Annotated in this window: 25 protein-coding genes and 1 tRNA gene; 15 read left to right on the top strand and 11 right to left on the bottom strand. The window is 41.5% G+C overall.

Annotated features, from left to right (window positions below):
• Positions 1-3 precede the first annotated feature (3 nt).
• From NZ900_08465 to NZ900_08440, 6 genes are all read left to right on the top strand, one after another.
• Positions 4-1,014 carry a flagellar basal body P-ring protein FlgI gene (locus NZ900_08465; GenBank protein MCS7234115.1) on the top strand — a complete coding sequence of 337 codons (1,011 nt, stop codon included), beginning with the start codon at positions 4-6 and terminating at the stop codon, positions 1,012-1,014.
• Positions 992-1,282: a rod-binding protein gene (locus tag NZ900_08460; GenBank protein MCS7234114.1), complete on the top strand. Its 291-nt coding sequence runs from the start codon at positions 992-994 to the stop codon at positions 1,280-1,282. Before NZ900_08465 ends, NZ900_08460 begins: the two co-directional genes overlap by 23 nt.
• 104 nt (positions 1,283-1,386) lie before the next feature.
• On the top strand, positions 1,387-2,112 hold the full coding sequence (mobB, locus tag NZ900_08455; protein ID MCS7234113.1) for a molybdopterin-guanine dinucleotide biosynthesis protein B: 726 nt from the start codon (positions 1,387-1,389) through the stop codon (positions 2,110-2,112).
• 13 nt (positions 2,113-2,125) lie between these two features.
• Positions 2,126-2,341: a hypothetical protein gene (locus tag NZ900_08450; GenBank protein ID MCS7234112.1), complete on the top strand. Its 216-nt coding sequence runs from the start codon at positions 2,126-2,128 to the stop codon at positions 2,339-2,341.
• 178 nt (positions 2,342-2,519) lie between these two features.
• Entirely contained in the window at positions 2,520-3,614 is a 1,095-nt protein-coding gene (locus NZ900_08445; protein ID MCS7234111.1) for a zinc-binding dehydrogenase, read from the top strand.
• A gap of 17 nt (positions 3,615-3,631) precedes the next feature.
• Complete coding sequence (locus NZ900_08440) at positions 3,632-4,972, top strand: MmgE/PrpD family protein (protein ID MCS7234110.1); 1,341 nt, start codon at positions 3,632-3,634, stop codon at positions 4,970-4,972.
• 23 nt (positions 4,973-4,995) lie between these two features.
• Here NZ900_08440 and NZ900_08435 read toward each other — a convergent pair.
• Together NZ900_08435 and NZ900_08430 are read right to left on the bottom strand one after the other, a co-directional pair.
• Positions 4,996-5,070 (bottom strand) — tRNA-Ala (locus NZ900_08435).
• A gap of 45 nt (positions 5,071-5,115) precedes the next feature.
• Positions 5,116-5,403: an iron-sulfur cluster assembly accessory protein gene (locus NZ900_08430; GenBank protein ID MCS7234109.1), complete on the bottom strand. Its 288-nt coding sequence runs from the start codon at positions 5,401-5,403 to the stop codon at positions 5,116-5,118.
• 186 nt (positions 5,404-5,589) lie between these two features.
• Between NZ900_08430 and NZ900_08425 the strand changes: the two genes are divergently transcribed.
• The 7 genes from NZ900_08425 to NZ900_08395 all read left to right on the top strand — a co-directional run bounded on the left by NZ900_08425 (position 5,590) and on the right by NZ900_08395 (position 13,831).
• Entirely contained in the window at positions 5,590-5,877 is a 288-nt protein-coding gene (locus tag NZ900_08425) for a DUF997 family protein (GenBank protein ID MCS7234108.1), read from the top strand.
• Positions 5,878-7,398 (top strand): sodium/solute symporter, encoded by a 1,521-nt coding sequence (locus NZ900_08420; GenBank protein MCS7234107.1) that lies wholly within the window; start codon positions 5,878-5,880, stop codon positions 7,396-7,398.
• 21 nt (positions 7,399-7,419) lie between these two features.
• Positions 7,420-9,015, top strand: coding sequence for a D-aminoacylase (locus tag NZ900_08415; protein MCS7234106.1), 1,596 nt, complete (start codon positions 7,420-7,422; stop codon positions 9,013-9,015).
• A gap of 129 nt (positions 9,016-9,144) precedes the next feature.
• Entirely contained in the window at positions 9,145-9,888 is a 744-nt protein-coding gene (locus NZ900_08410; GenBank protein ID MCS7234105.1) for an alpha/beta hydrolase, read from the top strand.
• Between the two features lie 2 nt (positions 9,889-9,890).
• Positions 9,891-11,486, top strand: coding sequence for a UDP-N-acetylmuramoyl-tripeptide--D-alanyl-D-alanine ligase (locus tag NZ900_08405; protein MCS7234104.1), 1,596 nt, complete (start codon positions 9,891-9,893; stop codon positions 11,484-11,486).
• Positions 11,487-11,507: 21 nt separating this feature from the next.
• Positions 11,508-12,683: a D-alanine--D-alanine ligase gene (locus NZ900_08400; GenBank protein ID MCS7234103.1), complete on the top strand. Its 1,176-nt coding sequence runs from the start codon at positions 11,508-11,510 to the stop codon at positions 12,681-12,683.
• Positions 12,680-13,831, top strand: coding sequence for a hypothetical protein (locus NZ900_08395; GenBank protein ID MCS7234102.1), 1,152 nt, complete (start codon positions 12,680-12,682; stop codon positions 13,829-13,831). The genes NZ900_08400 and NZ900_08395 overlap by 4 nt, the downstream gene beginning before the upstream one ends.
• Before the next feature lie 61 nt (positions 13,832-13,892).
• Here NZ900_08395 and guaB read toward each other — a convergent pair whose 3' ends face one another.
• Genes guaB through purS form a run of 8 tightly spaced genes read right to left on the bottom strand, consistent with a single transcriptional unit; the run spans position 13,893 to position 22,082 of the window.
• Positions 13,893-15,344, bottom strand: a complete 1,452-nt coding sequence (guaB, locus tag NZ900_08390; GenBank protein ID MCS7234101.1) for an IMP dehydrogenase — start codon at positions 15,342-15,344, stop codon at positions 13,893-13,895.
• A 5-nt stretch (positions 15,345-15,349) separates the two neighbouring features.
• On the bottom strand, positions 15,350-16,276 hold the full coding sequence (locus NZ900_08385) for a phosphoribosylformylglycinamidine cyclo-ligase (protein MCS7234100.1): 927 nt from the start codon (positions 16,274-16,276) through the stop codon (positions 15,350-15,352).
• Positions 16,263-17,486 carry a phosphoribosylamine--glycine ligase gene (purD, locus tag NZ900_08380; GenBank protein ID MCS7234099.1) on the bottom strand — a complete coding sequence of 408 codons (1,224 nt, stop codon included), beginning with the start codon at positions 17,484-17,486 and terminating at the stop codon, positions 16,263-16,265. The genes NZ900_08385 and purD overlap by 14 nt, the downstream gene beginning before the upstream one ends.
• Positions 17,483-18,046 (bottom strand): phosphoribosylglycinamide formyltransferase, encoded by a 564-nt coding sequence (gene purN / locus NZ900_08375; GenBank protein MCS7234098.1) that lies wholly within the window; start codon positions 18,044-18,046, stop codon positions 17,483-17,485. Before purN ends, purD begins: the two co-directional genes overlap by 4 nt.
• A complete protein-coding gene (purF, locus tag NZ900_08370; protein MCS7234097.1) occupies positions 18,000-19,358 on the bottom strand; it encodes an amidophosphoribosyltransferase in 1,359 nt (452 codons plus the stop codon). Before purF ends, purN begins: the two co-directional genes overlap by 47 nt.
• On the bottom strand, positions 19,352-21,172 hold the full coding sequence (gene purL / locus NZ900_08365) for a phosphoribosylformylglycinamidine synthase subunit PurL (protein MCS7234096.1): 1,821 nt from the start codon (positions 21,170-21,172) through the stop codon (positions 19,352-19,354). Before purL ends, purF begins: the two co-directional genes overlap by 7 nt.
• On the bottom strand, positions 21,169-21,822 hold the full coding sequence (purQ, locus tag NZ900_08360; protein MCS7234095.1) for a phosphoribosylformylglycinamidine synthase subunit PurQ: 654 nt from the start codon (positions 21,820-21,822) through the stop codon (positions 21,169-21,171). The genes purL and purQ overlap by 4 nt, the downstream gene beginning before the upstream one ends.
• Complete coding sequence (gene purS / locus NZ900_08355; protein MCS7234094.1) at positions 21,819-22,082, bottom strand: phosphoribosylformylglycinamidine synthase subunit PurS; 264 nt, start codon at positions 22,080-22,082, stop codon at positions 21,819-21,821. The genes purQ and purS overlap by 4 nt, the downstream gene beginning before the upstream one ends.
• A 281-nt stretch (positions 22,083-22,363) precedes the next feature.
• Here purS and NZ900_08350 point away from each other — a divergent pair, with 281 nt between their 5' ends.
• Positions 22,364-22,585: a hypothetical protein gene (locus tag NZ900_08350; protein MCS7234093.1), complete on the top strand. Its 222-nt coding sequence runs from the start codon at positions 22,364-22,366 to the stop codon at positions 22,583-22,585.
• A gap of 36 nt (positions 22,586-22,621) precedes the next feature.
• The gene (locus NZ900_08345; protein MCS7234092.1) at positions 22,622-22,972 is read left to right on the top strand and encodes a cupin domain-containing protein; all 351 of its coding nucleotides are present in this window, start codon (positions 22,622-22,624) and stop codon (positions 22,970-22,972) included.
• Between the two features lie 15 nt (positions 22,973-22,987).
• Here the strand turns inward: NZ900_08345 and NZ900_08340 are convergent, their stop codons facing one another.
• Positions 22,988-23,830 (bottom strand): sensor domain-containing diguanylate cyclase, encoded by an 843-nt coding sequence (locus NZ900_08340; protein MCS7234091.1) that lies wholly within the window; start codon positions 23,828-23,830, stop codon positions 22,988-22,990.
• Positions 23,831-23,857 lie beyond the last annotated feature (27 nt).

Raw genomic sequence — 23,857 nt, 5'->3', positions numbered from 1 at the left:
TATGTGAAGGGATTTAGGATCTTAGTCCTGAGTATTCTTATAGCCTTGGCTTTATCTTCGATAGCCTTTGGGGCTCCGAAGGTTAGAATAAAGGATATAGCTCATATAGAGGATGCTAGGCCAAATCAGCTTATAGGTATGGGATTGGTTGTGGGTTTAAACGGAACGGGGGATAAGATGAAATTAACTCCCCAGATGATGCAAAATATGCTTAGGTTTTTTGACCTTTCAGTGGCTCAAAGGAATATAGCCTCGAGAAATGTAGCTGCTGTTATGGTAACAGCAAATCTTCCTCCCTTCGCTAAGCCTGGTATGAGAATAGATGTGACTGTTTCATCGCTAGGTGATGCAAGAAGCCTTGAAGGGGGTCAACTTCTTTTAACACCTTTGAAGGGTCCCGATGGCAAGGTCTATGCTGTAGCTCAGGGCCCCGTTTCTATAGGTCCAGAGGGCTCTTTTCCGACGGTTGGTGTGGTTACAAACGGCGCCATAGTTGAAAGAGAGGTCCCTGTTGAGCTTTCACAGGATGGTGTTTTAAGTATAGTTCTCGATAGTCCGGATTTTACAACTGCAAGGAGGATAGCGGAAAGCATAAATAATTCTTTTGGAAATATAGCTGAAGCTAAAGATGCCTCTAAAGTAGAGGTGAAGATACCATTATCTTATAGAAAAAACCTTGTGGCCTTTATATCTTCTCTTGAAGAGCTTGAAGTTACGCCTGATGCTCCTGCTATAGTAGTTGTAAATGAGAGAACCGGAACCGTTGTAATGGGAGAGAATGTTAAGATATCAAGAGTTGCTATAGCTCATAAGAACTTTTCGATAACCGTTGGCCCTGCAGCTGGAGCTGCTCCACCGACACAAGGATACATGATTGAGTTTCCTGAAGTGACGACTGTAGGTGATGTGGTTAAAGCTTTGAATGCGGTTGGGGCTACTCCTAAAGATATAATAGCTATACTTCAGGCTATGAAGAAGGCGGGTGCCTTGCATGCAGAGCTTAAGACTATGTAACGATTACTTTTTGGGGCCAGCCTCTTTACCGAGAGATAAAAAGGAAGCCTTAAGGGTGGTTTCTCAGGAGTTTGAAGCCATATTTGTTCATATGCTTTTAAGGCAGATGAGGAAGACCGTGCCTCAGGATGGCCTTCTTCCGGAATCGAGAGCTATGGAGATATATAAGGATATGTTCGACTTAGCTTTGTCTAAAGAGATAGCTAAGAGGGAGCTTTTCGGTATAGCTAAGATGCTTTATAAGGAGTACGAAAAAAGCCTGAAATAGGGAAGAATTCTATTAGGGCTGGGGGGATATAAAAGCCCCTCAGCCCTTTTTATTTTCTTCTTTTCTGAGCTTCTGTTAAAATTGATTTGTGGGGGTGAAAGAGCTTGGCTATAAAGAGTTGCTTTAGCGTTGTAGGTTATCATAACTCAGGTAAAACTACCCTCATATCCAGAATGATACCCTTAATCAGGGAGAAAGGCTTTACGGTTTCAACTATAAAGCATGCAAAGAGCTTAAGCTTTAAAGACTCGGATATACTCTTTCAGTCAGGTAGTGAGGAGACTATAGCTGTGGCGGATGGATTCAGTCTGATGTATTTCAAGCTCTTCGATCTCGGTTTGCTTATAGATCTTATAAAAAGCGATATTCTGGTAATAGAGGGCTTTAAGAAGGGACCTTTTCCGAAGATAGTCAAAGGTAGAAACTTAGGAGAGGTCGAAGGCTTAGTGGATGAGCTTACGCTCGCTTTAGTATTAGATGAGGTTAAAGATAGAGATTTTAATGGTATACCAGTTTTTTTGTCTGAGGAGATAAAAGATATAGTAGATCTTGCCTTAAATAAATCCTTTCCTCCTCTTCCTTTGCTTAACTGCGGTGGCTGTGGTTTTAAAGATTGTTATGATATGGCAAAGGCTATATTCATGGGAGAAAGAAAGTATAGCGATTGTGTAGCTTTGCCGTCGAAAGTTATACTTAAGGTAAATGGGTTTAGGATTCCTCTAAAGCCCTTCGTTGAGGAGATTTTTATGGTTGTAAATGCAGCCTTAGTTAATACTCTTAAGAGTAGACCGGAAGGAATTAAGGAGATCGAGCTTAATATTAGGCTTTAAGGGGGTGAATAGGATGGTTATAAGGGTGTGGAACTATATTAGAGGTGGAAAGCTTTTTGAGATAAAAGCTGAGAAGCCTTTGAAGATAAGGGAGATACTTCAGCTTACTTCTACTCCTATAGATATGTTTGGGATAGCCATGCTAAATGATGGAAAGACCTTAACTCTTGATGACGAAGTTTCCCCAGGCAGTGAAATAAAGCTTGTTCCTGCCATAATAGGAGGATAAGGTGATTTAAGAGCTTCTTTTAAAGAGAGCTTTCGTATAGTTTTAATAGAGAAGCTTCTTTTAGAAGAAGATGGCGCATCAATAATATTGATAAATTCTTGACAGATTTATAAAAATTATTCTATACTTTGAATATTAGTTGTTAATGTATATAGGGGTCTTAGAGGGGGGAATGGAGATGAGCGAAGATAGGGGAAGATTAGCCTACATGCCAGAGCCTGGGAGAATCGAGTTTCGTGAGTATGAGCTTCCCGAACCTGAACCTGGCGCCATCTTGGTGGAAGTAATTAATGCGAATGTTTGTGGTTCGGAGCTTCACATATGGCGTGGACATCATCCTGTTAAAAGGGCAGTGTTAGGGCATGAGATGGTAGGCCGTGTAGCTAGGTTAGGCAAGGGTGTTACGAAGGATAACGCTGGAAATCCACTTAATATAGGAGATCGAGTGGTTGCTCCTTACTTTATAACTTGTATGAGATGCAGAGCCTGTCGCAGAGGCATATTTAATATGTGTGAGAACGTTTATAGATTCTGGATGGAGAGCCCTGACGTTTTTCCTCACTTTCATGGTGCTTTTTCAACGCATTATTATATTCATCCAGAGCAGTTTGTCTTTAAGGTTCCTGATGAGATACCTGATAAAGTTGCTGCGAGCGCTAACTGTGCTATAACTCAGGTTTATTACGGTATAGATAAGATTGGGGTTAAGCTTGATGAGCTCGTTGTGGTTCAGGGGTGTGGAGGTTTAGGCTTAAGTGCCATAGCCATATTAAAGGAGCGGGGAGCGGTTGTTATAGCTATAGATGGTGTAGAAGAGCGTCTTGAGATGGCAAAAAGGTTTGGAGCAGATTACATCATAGACATAAGAGAGTTTCCTGTAAGGGAGAGTCGTGTGAAAAGGGTTATGGAGCTTACGGAGGGTTGGGGGGCAGACGTGGTAATCGAGCTTGCTGGTGTTCCAGATGCCTTTGCTGAGGGCATCCTATATCTTCACCCTGGTGGAAGGTATCTTCAAATAGGTAACGTTTCTCCTGACTTAACGACTACCTTTGCTCCAGGGATTTTAACTCGTAGGTCTATACTTGTGCTTTCCGTTGTTAGGTATGATCCATGGTATCTTTTAAGGACTTTAGAGTTTCTTAAGAAGAATGCTAAGAAATATCCTTTTGAAAGCTTGCTTGATAAGGAGTTCTCCTTAGATAAGGTTAAGGAAGCCCTTGATGCAGCTGCTTCTAGAGCTTCTACTCGTCCTACGATAAAGCCTAACCCTTAATAAAGGGGGGACTGATCATGACCATCTCTGAAAGGATAGGAGAGTTTGTTAGTCAAACTTGCTATGAGGATTTGCCTAAAAGCGTCGTTGAAGCGACTAAGCGCCTTATTCTCGATTGGTTAGGTGTTGGCTTTAGGGGTAGCCTTGCTACACCCTCTTCTTGGGTATTGAAGATGCTTTATGAGGGTGATCTTAAGGGATCTACATTTTTAAGTTATCCTCCTATAAAGGGGAACTTCCTATCGGTTGCCTTTGCTAATGCCTTTTTCTCTCATATCCTTGAGATAGATGATGTTCATAGGGGTTCCATATATCATCCTGCTTCTCCAGTGATATCTTCGGCTTTTAGTCAAGCGGAAAGATTAGGTTCCTCGGGTAAGGATCTTATAACTTCAATCGTCTTGGGTTATGAAGTTTCAATAAGGGTAGGAGAGTGTCTTGGGCTTAGCCACTATAAGTACTGGCATCCCACTGGTACATGTGGAGTCTTTGGATCGGCAGTTGCCGGTTCTAAGCTATTAAATTTGGATCCTCAAAAGGTATCTTTTGCGATCGGAAACGCTGGGACAAGCGCGTCTGGTTTATGGCAGTTTAACCTTGATGGAGCTATGACTAAGCCTCTGCATCCTGCTAAGGCTGCTATGGAGGGTCTAATTTGTGCCAACTTAGCCTATCAGGGTTTTTCCGGAGCTTCAAGGATATTTGAGGGGGAGAAAGGCATATGTAAAGCCATGGCAAGGGATGGCTTTGATCTGGATAAGCTTACTTATGGCCTAGGAGAAAAGTGGAAAGTGGAGGAGGTCTCTTTTAAGCCTTATCCCTGTTGTAGACACATTCACTCTCCCATATACGCTGCTATAGAGATTTACAAGCGATTCAAGCCAAACCTTGATCAAGTTAATCGCATCAACGTTTATACCTATAAGACTGCTATGGAAACCGCTCACTTTAAGATCCCCTCTTCGGTTGAGGAGGCCAGATTTAGCATCTCCTATTGCGTGGCTACAGCTTTGCTTTTCGGTAAGGTAGACTTAGATCATTTTACTCCTGATTCCATTAAAAATGAGAAGGTTTTAAGCTTGATTGATAAAATCAAGGTTATTGAGCATGAGGAATATACAAAAGCTCATCCCCAAAAGTGGGGGGCTAAAGTTGAGGTTTTGACTGAAAACGGTGAGAATTATTCAGCTGATACATGGTTTCCTAAAGGTGATCCCGAAAATCCCATGACTGATGAGGAGATAGAGGGAAAAGTAAGAGGTCTTCTCTCTTCAATGCTTCCTGGTGAATATTTAGATGAATTGATTAAAAGGGTCTGGAGCCTGGAGGAGATAAGTGATTTAAGGTTATTTTTCTAGTATTAAATATTATAAAAATAATATGGTGGAGCTGACGGGATTTGAACCCGTGGCCTCTTCCGTGCGAAGGAAGCGCGCTCCCACTGCGCTACAGCCCCACCGGTTGGTAATTTTAAGCTATCTTTTAGGCAATGTCAAGGATTTTAAGCCTCTTGCGGAGATGCTTTTTCTATTACGAATCCGTCTTTGTAATCTATGATTGAGTCTGAAAGTAAATTATAGGCTATGGGATCAAGGAATATCTTAATCCCTTCCTTCTCTATTAGCTTGTCTCCCTCTTCCCCTTTTTCTGTAAGCGTAAGGTGGTAAGAGGGACCGCAACAGCTGCAAGAGGATCCCAAGAGGAATATCCTAACTCCATAGGCCTTTTCGCTATACTTTGAGAGGATCTTCTTAAACTCCTCCATTGCTTTGTCGGTTATGCTTAACATCTTCTTCACCTCCCTTTGTCTTTAGCCTAGATTACCACTTATAGGGAAAATTTGCAAGATAAGTTCATTAATTTATTTTAAAGATGGATTTACTCCTTTTAACAGTTTTTGCTCTTTGTTGTAAAATAAAGTATTGCACTTCGGGATAAAGAGTGATAGATTTTTATTTAAGGGGGTGGTCAGGTAATGGATATCTTAAGAAAGTATGGTATTAAGGAGGACCAGAGACTTAAGAGGGCGCGCAGGGAGTTCCTAATAGCTTTGCTGGTTTGGTTGCTTTACACCTTGGCCTCTTTAGGTTATGCCTTTGGAGTAAGCGGCTCTAATCCCAATGCTAAGGTTTTAGGCTTTCCATGGTGGTTTCATTTTTTAACGATATCTGTTATTTTCATGATCGTTATTATCTGTGTCACTAAGTATTTCGTAAAAGAGGCGGATCTTTCTCCTTGGAGGTCTGAGGGGAGTGAGAGTTAAATGTCTGAAATAGGATTGCTGATCACACCGAGCGAGAGATTAGCGGTAGTTGTGGTTTTTGCGATTTATCTTTTAAGCTTGGTTTTTATAGGTATTTATGCGAGGAAGAGATTAGGAAAAACCGCTATCGATAGGTTCGTTGAAGAATACTACACTGGTGGGAGGCTATTAGGTGCCATAATAGTTGCTTTCCTTATAGCGGCAGGCATATGTAGCGTTGGAACTTTTGTTGGAGGTCCGGGTCTTTCCTGGCGTTTAGGGATGCCCTGGTTTACGATAGTTGGCTCTCAGATTTTCATGAATTTCTTTATTTTGATCGGATTAGGAAAGCTGATCGGTATAGTCGCAAGACGCATAGGAGCTCTTTCCTTGGGGGATATTCTATTTGAAAGATATGATAGAAGCAAGCTTATAGCCGTTTTATATGCTTTACCTATAGTTATATTTTTAACACCTTATTGTTCAGTTCAGTTTGTTGGTTCCTCGAGGATTTTTGAGGTTATGACGGGATGGTCCTATAAGACCGCTTTGGTATTAACCGCTTTAGTAACCATATTCTACGCAACTGTGGGTGGAATAAGGGGAGTAGGATTAGCTGCAATGGTTCAGGGTACCTTTATGACAGTGGCCTCACTTTTATTAGCTGTTGGTGTTTTCGGAGGCGCTCTATCTCAACAAGGTAGCTTCTTAAGCGTTCACGAGGCTCTAGTTAAGATAGCCGGGGATAAGTATGTTAACTCTCTTGCCATGGGTCCAAGGATAGTTATGTCCTGGTGGATAATCTTTAGCCTAGGGGTTTTAGTGCTTCCTCACGGTTTGATGGGTGCCCTTACCTACAAGGATACGAGCGCGATGAAAAGGGCTGTTTACCTTGGCGTGATTGTTGTTACAGTTTGGACTTATATACTGCTTGGGGCTGGTTTCTTTGGGAAACTATGGTTTCCAAAGCTTCCCGTTCCAGACCATGTTATACCTGCTTTAACTATGAAGCTTCTTCATCCGGCAGTTGCTGGGATTGTGTTCGCTGGTGTCATTAGTGCGGCTCAGTCTACCATTGCCGCTATGACTATACTCATAAGTAGCGCGGTTGTCCAGAACATATATAGGGAGATCATAAGGCCAGATGCTAAGCCGGAGCAGTTGAAGAAAATGAGTATGTATACCACTTTAGTGGTTGGAATAGTAGCGCTTCTTTTAGCTCTTACAGAGCCCCCAGCCCTTGAATACATAATAATAATGGCAATTGGTGGAATAATGTCTGCCATATTCTGGCCTGTTGTCCTTGGATTTTGCTGGCCAAGGGGAAACAGGTTTGGTGCTATGGCAAGCATGATAGTTGGATTAGCTGTGTATGGCATTGCAAGGATAGTGTATAGACCTTTAGCTTTAGGTTTCGACCCGGTTATAATGGGAACTTTAACTTCGCTTTTAGCTTACTTGGCCGGAACTTATATCAGTGGCGAGATTCCCTCAGAGAGGGTGATAAGGATATTCTGGGGTAGCGAACCACCCAAGGAGTGATATTTTAAGGAGGAGATAGCTTTGTTGGATTTAGTGATAAGGAATGGAAAGATATTGGATGGTACCGGAAACCCTTGGTTTAGCGGTGATATAGGGATAAAGGATGGTAAGATAGTGAAGGTAGGCAAAGTCGAAGAGAGGGGAGAGCTTGAGATAGATGCTAAAGGATTTTTTGTTGTACCAGGGTTTGTGGATATTCATACTCATGCAGATTTAACTATTTTGGCAGTTAAGGACGCTCAGAGTTATATAACTCAGGGGATAACGACGGCTATAGCTAGTAATTGTGGATTAGCTATGGCTCCGATTAATCCTGAGAGACTTGACCTTCTTAAAAGCTATGTTTCTCCTTTCCTGGTTAGGAACTTTGACTATGGTTGGGAATGGAGATCCTTTGGAGAGTTTTATGAGAAGGTAGAAAGAGATGGTATCGCTATTAACCTCGTTCCTCTTGCTGGTCACGGCACCATAAGGATATTTGTTAAGGGTTTCGATCCTTCACCGCCTTCTCCTGAGGAGCTTTCTAAGATGAAGGATCTTTTGAGGCAGTGCATTGATGAAGGAGCCTTTGGTTTGAGCACCGGTTTGATCTACCCGCCTGGATCTTACTCTGAGACTTGGGAGATAGTGGAGCTTGCTAAGGTATTAAGCGAAAAGGGAGGAGTTTACTTAAGTCACATAAGGAATGAAAGTAAGAGGTTGATAGAGGCCGTTGAAGAAGCTATAGAGATAGGGGAGAAAGCCGGTGTTCCCGTTCAGATATCTCATCATAAGGCTTCTGGAAAACCGAATTGGGGGAAGGTTAACGCTACACTGAGGCTTATGGAAAAAGCCAGAGCAAGAGGAGTAGAGGTAAACTGTGATGTTTATCCTTATCCTGCAGGAAGCACTACCATTACCGCTTTGCTTCCTCCCTGGGCGCTTGAGGGTGGGGTTGATAAGATGCTTGAGAGACTGAAGGATAGGGAAGTTCAAGCTAAGATAGCTAAAGATATCGAGGAGGATAATTTTAAAGGAGAGAACTTTTTAAAATCTGCCGGTTGGAATGGTATTCTTATATCTCAATGTGTTAATAGGGATTATGAGGGAAAAACCTTGGAAGAGATATTAAGAGATAGGGGCAAGCTTAGCGATCCATATAGCGGGCTTTTTGACTGGATGTTGGAAATAAAAGGGGATGCCGCTATGGTGGTATTTTTGATGGATGAAGAAGATGTTAAGACGGTTATATCTCATCACTTGTCCATGATAGGTTCCGATTCCTGGGTTACTTCTCCCTCTGTTGGGGGGAAGCCTCATCCTAGAGCTTATGGTACTTTCCCAAGGGTTTTAAGCAAGTATGTTAGGGAAGAAAAAGTCCTTTCTCTTGAGGAAGCCATAAGGAAAATGACATCGCTTCCCGCCTCTAAGATGAGGATACCCTTAAGAGGTCTTATAAAGGAAGGTTTCTGGGCTGATCTAGTCATATTTGATGGAGATAGAGTTAAGGATAAGGCTACTTTCCAGGATCCCCATCAATATGCTGAAGGGATAGAATATGTCATGGTTAACGGAAAGCTTGTTCTTGAAAGGGGGAAGTTAACAGGGGAAAGACCCGGTAAGGTAATAAAAAGATAGAGAAAGGATCTTAATAGCTAAGGGCTAAGGTGTAAAGGGTTTTAAAACCCTTTCACCTTAGCCCTTTTATTTTGTCTTTATTATTGGTATCATATCTATCGAAGTTTAAATGGGTGGTGAAAGATTTTCATGTTTTTAAGGATAGATGGGCTTGATATATTCTATAAGAAAGCTGGAAGTGGAAAGCCGGTTCTATTGCTTCATGGTTGGGGAGGAAGCTCAGACAGCTTCTTACCGGTTTTCAATAGCCTTAGATTTCGTTTTGAGGTCTACGCCATGGACTTTCCCGGCTTTGGAAGATCGTCCACGCCTCCCAGTTTTTGGGGCATTGAGGAGTATGCGGACATTACATACAAGTTTCTGAATATGCTTGGGATTAATAGAGTTCATGTGATAGCCCACTCCTTTGGGGGTAGGGTAGCCATTCTTCTTTCAGCCCTTCATCCTGAGATGGTGGAGAAGCTTGTTTTAGTTAACAGCGCTGGATTGATCCCTAAAAGGAGTTTAAAATACTATTTTAAGGTTTATTCGTTTAAGCTCTTAAGGAGAGTCTATACTTTCTTAGGTAAAGATTTAGAGAAGCTTTATAAGCGCTTTGGCTCTAAGGACTATAGAGAAGCTGGGGAGTTGCGACCTATATTTAAAAGAGTAGTAAATCAGGATCTAAGAGGGTACTTACCCTTGATTAAAGCTAAGACCTTGCTTATTTGGGGGGATCAGGATAGGGATACCCCTATTTACTTTGGTAAAGTTATGGAGAAGGAGATACCTAATGCTAAATTGGTTGTTTTCAAAGGTACAGGACACTTCTCTTATTTAGAGAATACTAGTGAGTTTAATCGTTTAGTATCCGAGTTTTTGGAGGGTGATTAATCATGATTACTATTAGGCTCTTAAGTTGTTTCTTACTTTGGTTAGCTTTGTTTTTAGAGGGTAAGCGCTATCTTCACATGCTTCAGCTTGAAGGCTATAAGACCACAGGTTATTTAAAATGGGTTAGAAGAAACTTGCTTAAGATAGTTGCTGAGAATTGGATAATTTACGCCTCTTTTATTATCTTTTTCGCTTTAAAGCTTGATGATGTATATCTTTTAGCGATCTTGGGTTTAATCTTTCTTTTGACGGAAATTAAAAAGATAAAAGGTAGAAAGCCCGTTAAAAAGCCGCTAGTTTTTACCTGGAGGGCTACGAGAACGTTCATAACCTTTATGGGGTTTAATATTCTCTTAAGCTTTTTAGCTTTCGGTTACTTTTTAAATTATTCTCACTTTCTGGTATCTCTGGCCTCTCTCTTTTTATTAGCTCCTTTAACTATAGCTTTTATAAATTTTATTCTTTTACCTGTGGAAATGCTTGTTCAGGGATACTATCTTGCTTCGGCTAAAAGAAAGATAAGGGGTCTTAAGCGATTGATTACCGTCGGTATAACTGGGAGCTACGGCAAGACAAGTACTAAGCATTTTATGGCTGCCATTCTTTCTGAAAGGTATAACGTTCTGATGACTCCTGGAAGTTATAATACCTTGATGGGGGTAACAAGGGTTATAAGGGAGAGCCTTAGCGAGGAGCATGATGTTTTTGTGTGTGAGATGGGAGCAAAATATAGGAGGGACATAAGAGATTTAGCTCGTCTTGCTCTTCCTAAGATAGGAGTTATAACTTCAATAGGTCCTCAACATCTAGAAACCTTTAAGAGTATAGATAATATCATTAAAACTAAGTTTGAGCTTGTTGAGGAGCTTCCCCTTGATGGGGTTGTAGTATTGAACGGAGACAATGAATACTGCTTTAAGTTTGGTCCTCTTTTTGCTAACGGTAGAAAGCTTTTATTTTATGGTTTTGAGAGGCTTTTGCCTGAGTTTTATATCTGGGCTGAGGATATAAAGGTTACCTCAAGGGGCTCTGAGTTTAGGGTTAGGACTAAGGATGGTCATGATTTTAAGTGTCATACCATTCTTCTAGGGAGGCATAACATCAGTAATATCCTTGCTGCAATTGCTGTGGCTTTGGAGCTCGGCCTGACCCCTAAGGAGATAGTTCGTGGCGTAAGGAGAGTAGAACCTGTTCCTCATAGGCTTCAGATTTTAAGAACAAGCTCTGGTGTGACCATCATAGATGATACCTTTAATTCTAACCCTGCTGGTTTTAGAGAGGCCCTTAACTGTCTTAAGGAGATGGAAGGGGGAAGAAAGGTAGTAGTTACTCCTGGAATGATAGAGCTTGGTGATATAGAGTATGAGGAAAATAAAAAGCTGGGTAAGCTTTTAGCTGATGTATGCGATTATGTTATCTTAGTTGGTAAAAGAAGGGCTAAGCCTATTTTAGATGGGCTCTCTGAAGTTAACTTTCCAGGAGAAAAGATTGAAGTGGTTTCAAGCCTTAATGAGGCGAAGGAGCGTCTTTCTGGAATGCTGAAGGCTGGAGATATAGTTTTGTTTGAAAACGATCTCCCTGATAACTATAGTGAGTGAGCTCTTCAAGGAGGGGTAGATATGTTGAATGTTGCGGTTATGTTTGGGGGAAGGTCTGTTGAGCATGAGGTTTCTGTGATAACTGGTCTTCAAGTTATTGAGAGCTTAGATAAATCGAAGTATAACGTGATTCCAGTTTACGTGGCTAAGGATGGTTGGTGGTATACGGGTTCAGAGCTTACGAAGATAGAAAATTATAAAGATATACCTGAGCTTCTTTCAAAGTGTAAGAAAGTTATAATTCCTCCTGTTCCTGAGCTTAAGAGGCTTTACTTTTACCCTTTTAAGAAGGGTTTATTTAAAGATGATGCAGATCATATAAAGATAGATTTAGTAATACCTGCTTTTCATGGAACGTTTGGAGAAGATGGGTCGATTCAAGGATTATTAGAGCTTTTGGACATCCCTTATGTGGGTAGTGGGGTTATAGGTTCTGCCTTAGGCATGGATAAGATAGTCATGAAAGAGTTGTTTAAAGCTAACGGCATTCCTGTTGTTAAATATGTCTGGTTCTTACGGAGAGATTATGAGGAGGATGAGGAAAAGGTCTTATCTTACATAGAGGGAAGCTTAAATTATCCCATGTTTGTGAAGCCTGCAAACCTTGGTTCGAGCATAGGAATAAGTAAAGCTAATAACAGGGATGAGCTTATCTATGCTATAGAGATAGCAACGAAATACGATAGAAGGATAATAGTTGAGGAGGCTGTGAAGGAGCTCATAGAGGTTAACTGTTCCGTTATGGGATTTGATAACGAGGTTTCAACATCTTTGTGTGAAATGCCTATTTCTTGGCAGGAATTCTTAAGCTATACCGATAAGTATATGAAGGGCGATTTAAGGAGCGGGCTCAAGGGGGCTAGTAGGAAGATACCTGCTCCGATACCTGAAAGTTTAGAGAGGGAAGTAAAGGAGCTTTCGATGAAGATATTTAAGATCCTTGATTGCGCTGGTGTCGTTAGGGTTGACTTTCTTATAGATAAGTCTGAGATGAAGATTTACGCCAATGAGGTGAATACCATACCCGGTTCTTTTGCTTTCTATCTCTGGGAGCCGCTTGACGTGTCTTTTAAGGAGCTTCTTGATAGACTGATAAATTTAGCTATAAGAAGGCATAAGGAACGGAGAAGAAACTTATATGTTTTTGATACGGACCTTCTAGTTAAGGCGAGCTCAGGGGGGTTGAAAAGGAGATGAGGTGGTTTGTGGTATTTTCGTTAAGTTTAATTGCGGTGGTGCCCTCTTTTTCCATGGCGTGGGAGAAAAGCTTTGGAGGGGAGGGGCATGATGAGGCTCTTTCGCTTTTCGAGGTTCCCGGTGGTGGGTTTGTCGTAGTTGGTATTACAGATTCCTTTGGCTCTGGAAGAAGCGATGTTTACGTTCTAAGGTTGGATAAGGATGGAAACAAGCTTTGGGAGAAAACCTTTGGAGGATCAGGTGAGGATGGGGCCTTTTCGATATGTAAAGCTCATGATGGCGGATTTATAATTACCGGATTTACTGAATCGGTAGGCTTGGGAGCAAGCGATGTTTATCTTATAAAGATAGACGATAATGGCAATAAACTATGGGAAAGGACCTTTGGAGGTAAAGGGGTGGATTTGTCTTCCTTCGTTGGTCCTACCTTGGATGAGGGATATATAATAACAGGGATGACCGAGTCTTTCGGTAATGGTGATTACGATTTTTATATTCTTAAGGTAGATAAATATGGAAATAAGCTTTGGGAAAGAGCTTTTGGTGGTAGATATTATGATGAGGCGCTTTCCGCTTTATCAACTCCCGATGGCGGTTGTGTGGTTGTTGGGGTAACAAAGTCCCTTGATCTGGGAGATGCCTATATGATAAGGCTCGATAAAGATGGAAACAAAGTTTGGGAGAAAGCCTTTGGCGGAAAGGGATATGAGGAGTTTACTTCTATAAAAGCCCTTCCTGAAGGTGGTTTTATCGTAGTTGGTTTTACTGAGTCCTTCGGTTCTGGAGGAAGCGATATTTACGTTTTAAAGCTTGATAAGGATGGGAACAAGATTTGGGAGAAAACCTTTGGCAAGAAGGGTAACGAGGCTGCCTTTTCCGTTGATATCGTTAAGGATGGAGGCTATATAGTGGCTGGTTGGACTAACTCCATTGGTGCTGGTAAGTCTGACGTTTATATTCTCCGGCTTGATAAGGATGGTAATGCCATTTGGGAGAAGACCTTTGGTGGAGCGGAGGATGATATAGCTTATACGGTTAGAGCTACCTCTGATGGAGGATATGTAGTAGCTGGGTGGAGCTTATCTTTCGGGTCTGGTGGTAGCGCCTATGTATTGAAGCTTGATAAAGATGGCAAGCTACTTTATTGATGTTTTTAAAATTTAGTGGAGGGTTCCCTTTAGGGGAAACCCTCCATTAAATTTGATTTTTCTAAGAGCTTTCCTCGCTTGTCCAATAGTTAGGGGCTTCCTTGGTTATTATTACATCGTGTGGATGGCTTTCTCTTACGGCAGCGTAAGTTACCTTTATAAAATGAGCTTTTTGCTGGAGTTCCTGTATGTTTCTTGCTCCTACATATCCCATCCCAGCTTTTATTCCGCCCACAAGCTGATCAACTACATCCTTGACGCTTCCCTTGTATGGGACCATTCCTTCTACTCCCTCAGGGACTATCTTCCCTCCCTCTCGGAAGTATCTTTCGCCGCCGCTCTCCTTCATGGCGCTTACGCTTCCCATGCCCCTATAGGCTTTGTACTTTCTTCCCTGGTATAGTATTGTTTCACCAGGCGCTTCTTCGGTTCCCGCAAAAATGCTTCCTATCATTACGCTTTCCGCTCCTGCCGCTAAAGCTTTAACTATATCGCCACTATATCTTATTCCTCCATCAGCTATTATAGGTATATCTCGTTTTCTGGTTTCGCTTACCGCTTCCATTATAGCCGAAAGCTGAGGCACTCCTGCTCCTGCGACTACCCTTGTTGTACATATTGATCCTGGACCAACTCCAACCTTTATACCGTCAGCGCCAGCTTCAGCTAAAGCCTTTGCTCCTTCGGCGGTTGCTACGTTTCCCGCTATTACCTGAAGGTTGGGGAAGCAAGCTTTTATCTCCCTTAATGTTTCTATTACTCTCTTTGAATGGCCGTGTGCAGTGTCTATTACTATTACATCGACGCCAGCCTTTATCAGGGCCTCGGTCCGTGCTAAGGTTTCGCTTGAAGTTCCTACGGCAGCTCCAACCCTTAACCTTCCTTTGTCGTCTCTTGAAGCGTTAGGATGTTCTATAACGCTCATTATATCTTTTATAGTTATTAGTCCAACAAGCTTTTCTCCATCCAAGAGGGGAAGTTTTTCCACCTTATGTTTGTGAAGTATTTCCTTTGCATCCTCAAGAGAGATGTTTGGCGGAGCAGTTATAAGCTTTTCTCTCGGAGTCATCAGCTCTTTAACAAGCTTATTCAGATTTTTCTCAAAGCGCACATCCCTATTGGTTAATATTCCTAATAGTCTTCCCTGGTCGTCTACTACCGCTAGTCCTCCTATTTTATACTCGGCCATCAAGGTCAAAGCCTGTCCCACTGTGGCATCTGGCGATATAGTAAGGGGATCGTAAATTACTCCGTTCTCGGTTTTCTTAACAAGCTCTACCTCATGAGCTTGACGCTCTATGCTCATATTCCTGTGAATTATCCCTATTCCGCCTTCTCTCGCTAAAGCTTTTGCTAGCTGATGTTCTGTTACCGTATCCATCGCTGCGCTTACCAGTGGGATGTTTAAGCTTATAGCTCTAGTTAGGCGAGTTTTAACGTTAGCTTCAAGAGGCGTTATCTCGCTATACTGGGGCAAAAGAAGCACATCATCAAAGGTAAAAAACTCTTTCATCTAGATCAACCTCCATAAACTATTTTTTTCTCTCCACTTAAAACTTCTCCTATTACCTTTCCGCTTACTTTCTTTGCTACTTCCTCCGCTTTTTCTTTTTGTACAAAAAGGAGCATCCCATACCCCATATTGAAGGTTGAAAAGGCCTCTTCCATGTTTACATACTTTAATATCCAATCGTATTTGGGGCTTGGTTCAATCCTTAAGATATATCCCTTTTCTCTAAGAAGCCTTCTTAAGGCTCTTTTTAGACCCCCACCTGTTACGTGAGCTATTCCCTTAACATCTTCTATGACATTTAATGCTTCCTTATATACCTTAGTTCCGGTAAGCAAGTCAAAGGGTAAAGAGAGCGGATCTATCCTCTCTTGATCGAGTATCTTTCTTATGAGGCTCCAACCGTTTGAGTGAAAGCCTGAAGAGGAAAGGCCGACTATAAGATCTCCCTCATCTATGGACTCTACGGGTAGCCTTCTTTTTAGCCTTCCTATAGCAAAGCCGACCACATCCCAGTGATCTTGATATATTCCAGGCATCTCAGCAGTTTCTCCAGCTACAAGGTAAAGGTCGAGCTCACGCAATGTCTTTTTTAACTCCTCTGCGAACTCGTAAAGCTCCTCATTTATCTTCGGAGTTCCTATATAGTCCACAAAAGCTAAAGGTTCCCCTCCAGCTGCTATTATGTCATTGTAGTTCATAGCGATTAAGTCTAAAGCTGCATCTTTCCATCTTTTATACTTCTGGTGGAGTATGAGCTTCGTACCAACGCCATCGGTCGTCACAAGTATAGGGGGGTCTGTAAAGGTTAGAATTGCTGCATATCCCGTTGGTTCCCTTAAGAGCCAAGGGGGGAGTTCTTCCAAGCGGGATATGAAGTTGGAGAATCTGTCTCCCCGTTCCACATCTACTCCGGAATCCCTATAAGTGTACATGGGCTATATCCTTTCTATAAAAGGCGCCTTCGAACTTAACTTTAGAGGCGCCTTCATATGCTTTATCACGAGCTTCCTTAAGAGTTTTTCCTACTCCAACAGAGTGAATTACCCTTCCTCCAGAGACAATCATTTTGTCATTTTTCCTTGATACTCCCGCAAAGAAGTATAACCCTTCTCCCTCTACTATTATTTCCATGCCCTTTTTGGGTTCCATTGGATATCCTTCAGAAGCTATAACTACATCTACTACATAGCTATCCTCTCTCATGCTCTTTGAAGGTGATCCTTCCTCCCATGCGCTTAAGACCATTTCCACAAAGCCTTGTGGATCTAATGGAAGTATGGCTTCGGTCTCTGGATCTCCAAGCCTAACGTTATATTCAAGAACGTAAGGTTCTTCTTCAACGAGCATTAATCCTAGATATAAAAATCCCCTATAGCTTAGTCCTTCCTTTTTAAGGCCGTAGAGAGTCCTTTCAATTATCTCCTCTATGCCCCTTAAGGTCTTCTCTTTTATCTTAACCGGAGCCCAGCTTCCCATTCCTCCCGTATTGGGTCCCTGGTCGTTATCATAGGCTCTCTTGTAATCCCGTGCAAAGGGTAGAAGCTTAAATCCCCTTTCTCCAACTACGGCTATGGCACTTAACTCCTCTCCTTTTAGGTATTCATCTAAAACAAGCCCCCCAGAGACCCCCTTTATAAGCTCTCCTTTCATAAGAGATGTTCCCTTTTCTATGGCTTCCTTCAGGTTTTCTAATATTATAACTCCCTTTCCTCCTGCCAAGGGGTCTGCCTTAAGGACATAAGGTGGGGAAAATCTCTTTAATTTTTCCTCCAGTTCGCTTTCGCTTAGGGCGATTTCGAAGTTAGCCGTTCTTATTCCGTATCTTTTCATAAACTTTTTTGCGAATATCTTTGAAGACTCAAGTAACGCTGGTTTCTCTTTTGGTGCAAAGGCCTTTTCCTCAAGAGCATCAGCTACCCCCTTTGCTATATACTCCTCTGAGCCAGGTATAAGAAGATCTATTTCGTTTTCATTTTCCTTAACTATCCTTATCGCCTCTTCCACGCTTCCACAGGGAATGTTTTCCCCTGTTCTTTCAGTTCCAGCGTTTCCTGGGATGAAGAAGACATCATGGCCGCACTCTTTAAATGCCCAGCCAATCGCATGTTCCCTTCCACCTGAACCCATTATCCATACTTTCATAAAAATATCACCTTTCCATCCCTGATTTCCCACTTATCGTAAAGGAGCCTTTTTACTACCCACGGATACCATATATGTTCAACCCTATGTATAACGCTTTCGAGCTTTTCTAAACTCCAATTGTCGCGGATATATACCGCTCTCTGAAGAATTATCGGTCCGTCATCTACCTTTTCAGTAACTATATGTATGGTAATTCCGGTTAATTTAACCCCCTTTTTATAGGCTCTCTCTATACTATTTATACCTGGGAAGGCAGGTAAGATTGCCGGATGAATATTGATTATCCTTGGATAAAATTCTCTTACGATATCCTCAGGTATTATTCTCATGAAGCCTGCTAAGGCTATGAGATCATAATTTCCCTCTGCTAAAAGCTCCTTAAGGGATTCTTGCCAAGGTTTTTGTAATAAAACCCAAGGTATATTTAAGCGTTTAGCTCTTTCTATTGCTCCACATTCCCTATCAACTATAAGGATTTTAACCTCTTCCTTAAGCTTTTTTGCTAAGGCTTCAAAGTTTGATCCTCTCCCCGACGCCAATACAGCTACTTTCTTCATGGGGATACCTCCCCTCAAAGCAGGCAAAGCAGGCGCTTCTTCCCTCCAAGGCCCTCTTTAACCCTTCTATGGAAAGATAAACCAATTTATCTGCTCCCACTGCTTCCTTTAACTCCTCTATCGATTGAGAGCTTGCTGCAAGTTCACTTCGCCTTGCTGTATCTATTCCGTAAAAGCATGAGAACTTAACGGGTGGAGAATGTATAGCCACATATACCTCCTTTGCGCCGCTTTCCCTAAGCATCCTGACTATTACGTTCATTGTGGTTCCTCTAACTATTGAGTCATCTATTACGATGACCCTTTTACCTGAAACTACTTCAGGTATAGGAAGGAGCTTTCTTCTTACGGTCTCGCTTCTCTTAGAAGGCATTATGAAGCTTCTTCCTAAATATCTATTTCTCATCAATCCCAAGTCTATGGGTATTCCTGAAGCGTAAGAGAACCCTAGAGCTCCTGAGATTCCCGAGTCTAAAACTGGAACCACTATATCACCTTCAAGATGGCTTTCTTGATAGAGTATCTTTCCCATGTTAAACCTTGCCTTATGAATATTAAGTCCATCGAAGGTAGAGTCTGGCCTTGCGAAATATATATATTCAAAGGAGCAAACCCTTTTGGGAAGGTTTGAAAAACTTATAGAGTAAGGTTCCTTATCTCTTTCAAAAAAGATGACCGTTCCCGGAGGTACCTCACTTATATCCTCTGCTCCTATTACTCTTAAAGCTGCGTCCTCTGAGGCCATAACGAAGCCATTTTCAAACCTTCCCCAGAAAAGAGGTCTTATTCCAAAGCCATCTCTTGCTATAGCTATGAAATCTTTATGGTAAAGGATAAGGGAGTAAGCGCACTTTATCTGCTGAAGGGTCCAGATTATCGCGTCTTGAGCTTTCTCAAAGGGAGAAGAGGAGATAAGGTGAAGAAAGAGCTCTGAATCTGTCTCTGTTAAGAAGATGTGTCCCATTTCCATTAGCCAGTTCTTCCAATAGTCTGCATCAGGCAGTGTTCCGTTGTGTGCCACACCCATTAATCCCTTTCTCGTTTGAGCTATTATGGGTTGGATGTTTCTCTGGGCGCTTGCCCCCACCGTTGAATATCTTACATGACCTATTCCCCTATCTCCTGGTATGTAACGCTCTGATTTTATCGTTTCCTCGACGAGCCCCATTCCCTTAACTGTTTCAAAGTTTCCAACTACTACTCCAGCGCTTTCCTGCCCTCTATGCTGAAGACCGAGTAATATATCATGCAATATATTATATGCTCTGTCTATGTTCCATACCCCAGCTATTCCGCAAGCTTCCCTTAACAAAGTCTTCCCACCTCCAATACCGGTGGGGCTAAGGTTTCTATTGGTTCATCTGCAAAGACTAAGATCATCTGGTGAGATTTATTAATCTTAGGCATGTTTCTAATCTCCAAGGATAACCCCTCTTTCTCTATCTTATTTTTAAGGGTTTCTGTTATAAGTCTCGATGAGGAGTAAACCCTGTACCCTTTACTGATGCAGTAATCTATCGTTCTTAAAAGTAGCTCCTCTCTTTTTGGATCAAAGTCTGGCCAACCCATAGCGTAAATGGTTGACGGCTTAAACCTTAAGGGTACCTTTTCTACATCTTCGACCTTTCCAAGCATTCCAACTATGAGAGTGGGAGGTATGGCTATGCCCTTAAAGGTATTATAGAGCGATGCATTGCCTGATACAATAGGTATCTTAAGTTCCTCAGCCCCTCTTTTAAGTCCATAAATTATCCCTGCAAGTCTCATAGGATCCATATCAGGGTCGCCATAGTTTATTCCGTTTGTTATTCCAAGAGGACGAGCACCTACTGTTCTTATTTTTCTTGCAGTTTCTAACACTGCTATATAGGTTCCCCAGTAGGGGTCTATATCAGCAAGGTCTGCCCTAGAATGGACCGCTAAAGCATATCCTATCTTTGTTCCCTTTATTCTCATCAAAGCAGCTCCGCTTCCCGGAGCTACTATAGTGTCTGTTCCTACCATGTAATCATATTGCTCGAAGACCTCGTGAGCATCTACATCCTTAAAGGATATCCTGGTTTCACCAAAGTTGGGCAAGGGAGAAGGTTCGTATATAAAAGCTGGCTCCGTTGGTGCCTCGGTTAAAAGCTTCGCTGGTACTTCTAAGATAGTCTCTCCCTTAAAGACCGCTTTATATATCCCGCTTTCGTTAAGCTCTGCTATTACGTCTCCGTAAAGCATAAACTCTCTTACGATTTCCAAAACTCTTTTTACTTTATCTCGTGTCGTTACAACAGCCATTCGCTCTTGACTTTCACTTATTAATATTTCCCATCCTTCCATATCTGGTTCCCTTAAGGGGGCTTTGTCAAGGTAAACTATTCCACCTAAGTTTCCTTTGCTCATAAGCTCGCAAGTTGCAGAGAGGATTCCGCCTGCTCCCAGGTCCTGTGCTCCGGTTATAAGCCTTTCCTCCACCATCTTTAGGAAGGCTTCTATAAGAAGCTTTTCCATAAAGGGATCTCCAACCTGGATGTGTATTTTTTCCTCTTCCTCTTGAAGCTCTCTGGATGCGAAGGATGCTCCTCCTATGCCATCTCTTCCCGTTGGAGCGCCAAAGACGACTATAACCTCATTTGGGGAGTTAGCTTGCGATGGAAGGATATCATCGCGCTTTCCTATCCCTACCGCCATGACGTTTACAAGGGGGTTGTATTTATATTCATCGCATATTCTTAATTCTCCTCCAACTGTTGGAACACCAATGGAGTTTCCATAATCAGCTATTCCGCTTATTATTCCTTGATTTATCGTATGCATGTGAAGAGAATCTAGTATAGCTGTTGGTCTTGTTCCCATAGCTAATATATCCCTTATTATACCTCCAACCCCTGTTGCAGCTCCGTTATAGGGCTCAACAGCACTTGGATGGTTGTGGCTTTCTATCTTAAAGCTCGCTACATATCCGTTTCCAAGCTCAACTACTCCTGCGTTAAGCTCTCTTTTAACTCCTGGGAGCTTTTTTATATATTCTTTAGTATGACAATAACCGCAGTGTTCGCTCCAAGTTATGCTAAAAGCCTGCAACTCAACGAAGGTAGGCTCCCTTCCTAAAGCTTTTTTAAGTTCCTCTAGGTATCTCATCGGATCTCACCTCTTTTTTCAAGAGAGAGCTTAATGGACTGAAAAAGCTTCAACCCATCTTCTCCCCCCAGGAGCTTGTCGTAGGCTCTTTCAGGGTGAGGCATTAAGGCCAATATATTTCCATCTTCACTTGCTATTCCTGCTATCAGGTCATCGGAATCATTTATATTCTCTGTGTATTTGAAAACTACCCTTGGTTCCTTATTTCCCTTTACATATCTTCCGAAGCCATTGGCTATAGGTAATTTTATTTTCTCCCCTTTATTATAAAGTATGGTGAAGGGGGTTTCACTGTCAACCACCTCAAACTCTATCCACTTACAGCTGAACTTGCCTGATGGGTTTTGAAGGAGGGCACCAGGAAGTAATCCCATCTCAACAAGTATTTGAAAACCGTTACATATACCGAGTATTGGTTTTCCTTTTAAAGCCTCCTTTTTTATCTCTTCTCCTATTTCCTCTCTTGCTGCAACCGCTCCAGGTCTGAGATAGTCTCCGTAAGAAAAACCACCTGGTATAGTTATAAGGTCGAACTTATCAAGAGGGCCTTTTTTAAATATATATTCTACATCAAATCCTACGTATCTCAAGGCATAAAATAAATCTCTGTCGCAGTTAGATCCTGGGAAAACTACTACCGCCGCTTTCATAATCTTCGCACCTCATATCTTTCAACAACGGGGTTTACAAGTAGCCTCTTGCAGGCTTCGTCAACCACTTTGAATGCTTCCTCTTCGCTGTTTGTTTCAACCTCGATATGTATGGATTTTCCAACCCTTAAGCTCTTAACGGGTAACCCCTCCTTTTCACTTAATACTCTCTTTATGGTCTCTCCCCTTGGGTCTCTTATATGGCTTTTATATTGTATATCGATAACAAATCTATAACTACTTCCCTTATTTTCTGACAAAGCTTTACACCTCCTCGTTATGCTTTAAGGCTCTTTCCTTTATAATTGCAATTTCAGCTAAGATCTTCACCTCCCTTGATAGTTAATTTTAACACAATTAACTATTTCGTAGAAGGTATAGTGGTTAATGCGAGACATGTCTGAATTTTTTTCCTGCAAAAATATCCTTATTATGTTTTTTCGCTTGAAGCCTTGAACATTTTATTGCTATAATAAAAAGTAGAATTTGAAGTGTCTTAACACCTATAATCGCGTTTTATATTTAAATGGGGGGGGTTATAATGGTCAAGGATATCAATTACAGCTTTGAAGAAGGGCTTAGAAATACGCTTCTTGAAGTTATTGAAGTATGGTTCGTTTTAAAGTTTGGTATCGAGGGTAAAAATTTACTTGATAAGCTTAAGAGTATAAGCGATGTGGAGAAGTTAAAGAAAGTTAAGGATATTATAATGGAAGCAAGAAGCTTAAGCGAGTTGGAAAAATTTATTGAAGATCTGATATAATCTTTTAAGAGATCCGTCTTAAAGGGGGAGATAGTTATGCTTGTTAAAGATGAGGATAGAAGCCAACCTGTGGTAAGGGAGAATTTTAGAGGAGGGGAAGGCAAGGTTTATATAAGTTATTTTGTTAATGAGGAAAGGAGCTCCCCTGGAGCTCTTAGGATAATGAAAATTGTGATCCCTCCAGGTTCCTCAATTGGCTATCATCAGCATGTAGGTGAGGAGGAAGTTTACTTTATATTAAAAGGTAGGGGAGAGGTTAACGATAACGGTAATATATTAGAGGTAAAGCCTGGAGATATGGTTTTAACAAGAAGCGGTTTTTATCATGGAATAAAGTGTATCGGTGAGGAGCCTTTAGAGCTTTTTGCCATGGTGAGCAAGGTTTAAGTTATATTTAAGGAGTTACCCGAAGCTTATGCAGTTTTTTCCGGAGGCTTTTGATTTATAAAGAAGGCTATCCGCTCTTGTCCTTAAGTCTTTTGGACTATCTCCAGGATGATAGCTTGTAACACCGAAGCTTGCGGTTACCTTTTCTCCGTGAGGTATTTCTATTTGGCTTATCCTTTCTCTCAGATCTTCAGCGAGTTTAATTGCTCCTGTAAGATCTGTTTCAGGAAGGAGTATAAAGAACTCTTCTCCACCCCATCTGGCGAAAATGTCCGTTTTTCTTATTCTTTCCTTTACCGCTCTTCCTACCTTTTTAAGAGTTAGGTCTCCCACTTCATGTCCATAGGTATCGTTTATTTCCTTAAATCTATCTAAATCAAACATTATTAAAGAAAAGGATCTTCCCGTTCGCTTAGCTCTTTCTACTTCCTCTTCTAGCCTCTGTTTAAAGTAGCGTCTATTATAAGCTCCCGTTAGGGGATCTATTATGGATATAAAAAAGAGCCTTTTAAGCTCCCTCTTCCTTTTAGTAACATCTTTAATGAAGGCAAAAATGTAATCTTTACCCTCAAAGGTAGCTTTGCTTAAATTTATTTCGATTTCGATAAGGGTCCCATTCTTTTTCGAATACTCCGCTTCTAAAACTCTTTCCTTTCCCTTGAGGATTTCTTCCAGAACCTCTTGGGGTATAGGGATGAGGGAATTTAAAGGCTTACCTATCAGCTCATCCTCCGAGTGTGCAAATAACCTCTTTGCGCTTTCATTAAGCTCTTTAATCTTATATTCCTCTAATATTATTATCGCATCTTTTGCGCTATCAAAGAGAAGCTTATACTTCTCTAAGGGCTCTTTGCTCAAGGTTTAAGGAATTACCTCCGATTTTAA

The organism is Synergistota bacterium (genome assembly GCA_025060595.1).
In the GTDB taxonomy this organism is placed as follows: Bacteria; Synergistota; GBS-1; order GBS-1; family GBS-1; genus 42-11.
The sequence above is the reverse complement of the archived record's forward strand: the minus strand, read 5'-3'. Positions and strand labels throughout refer to the sequence as shown.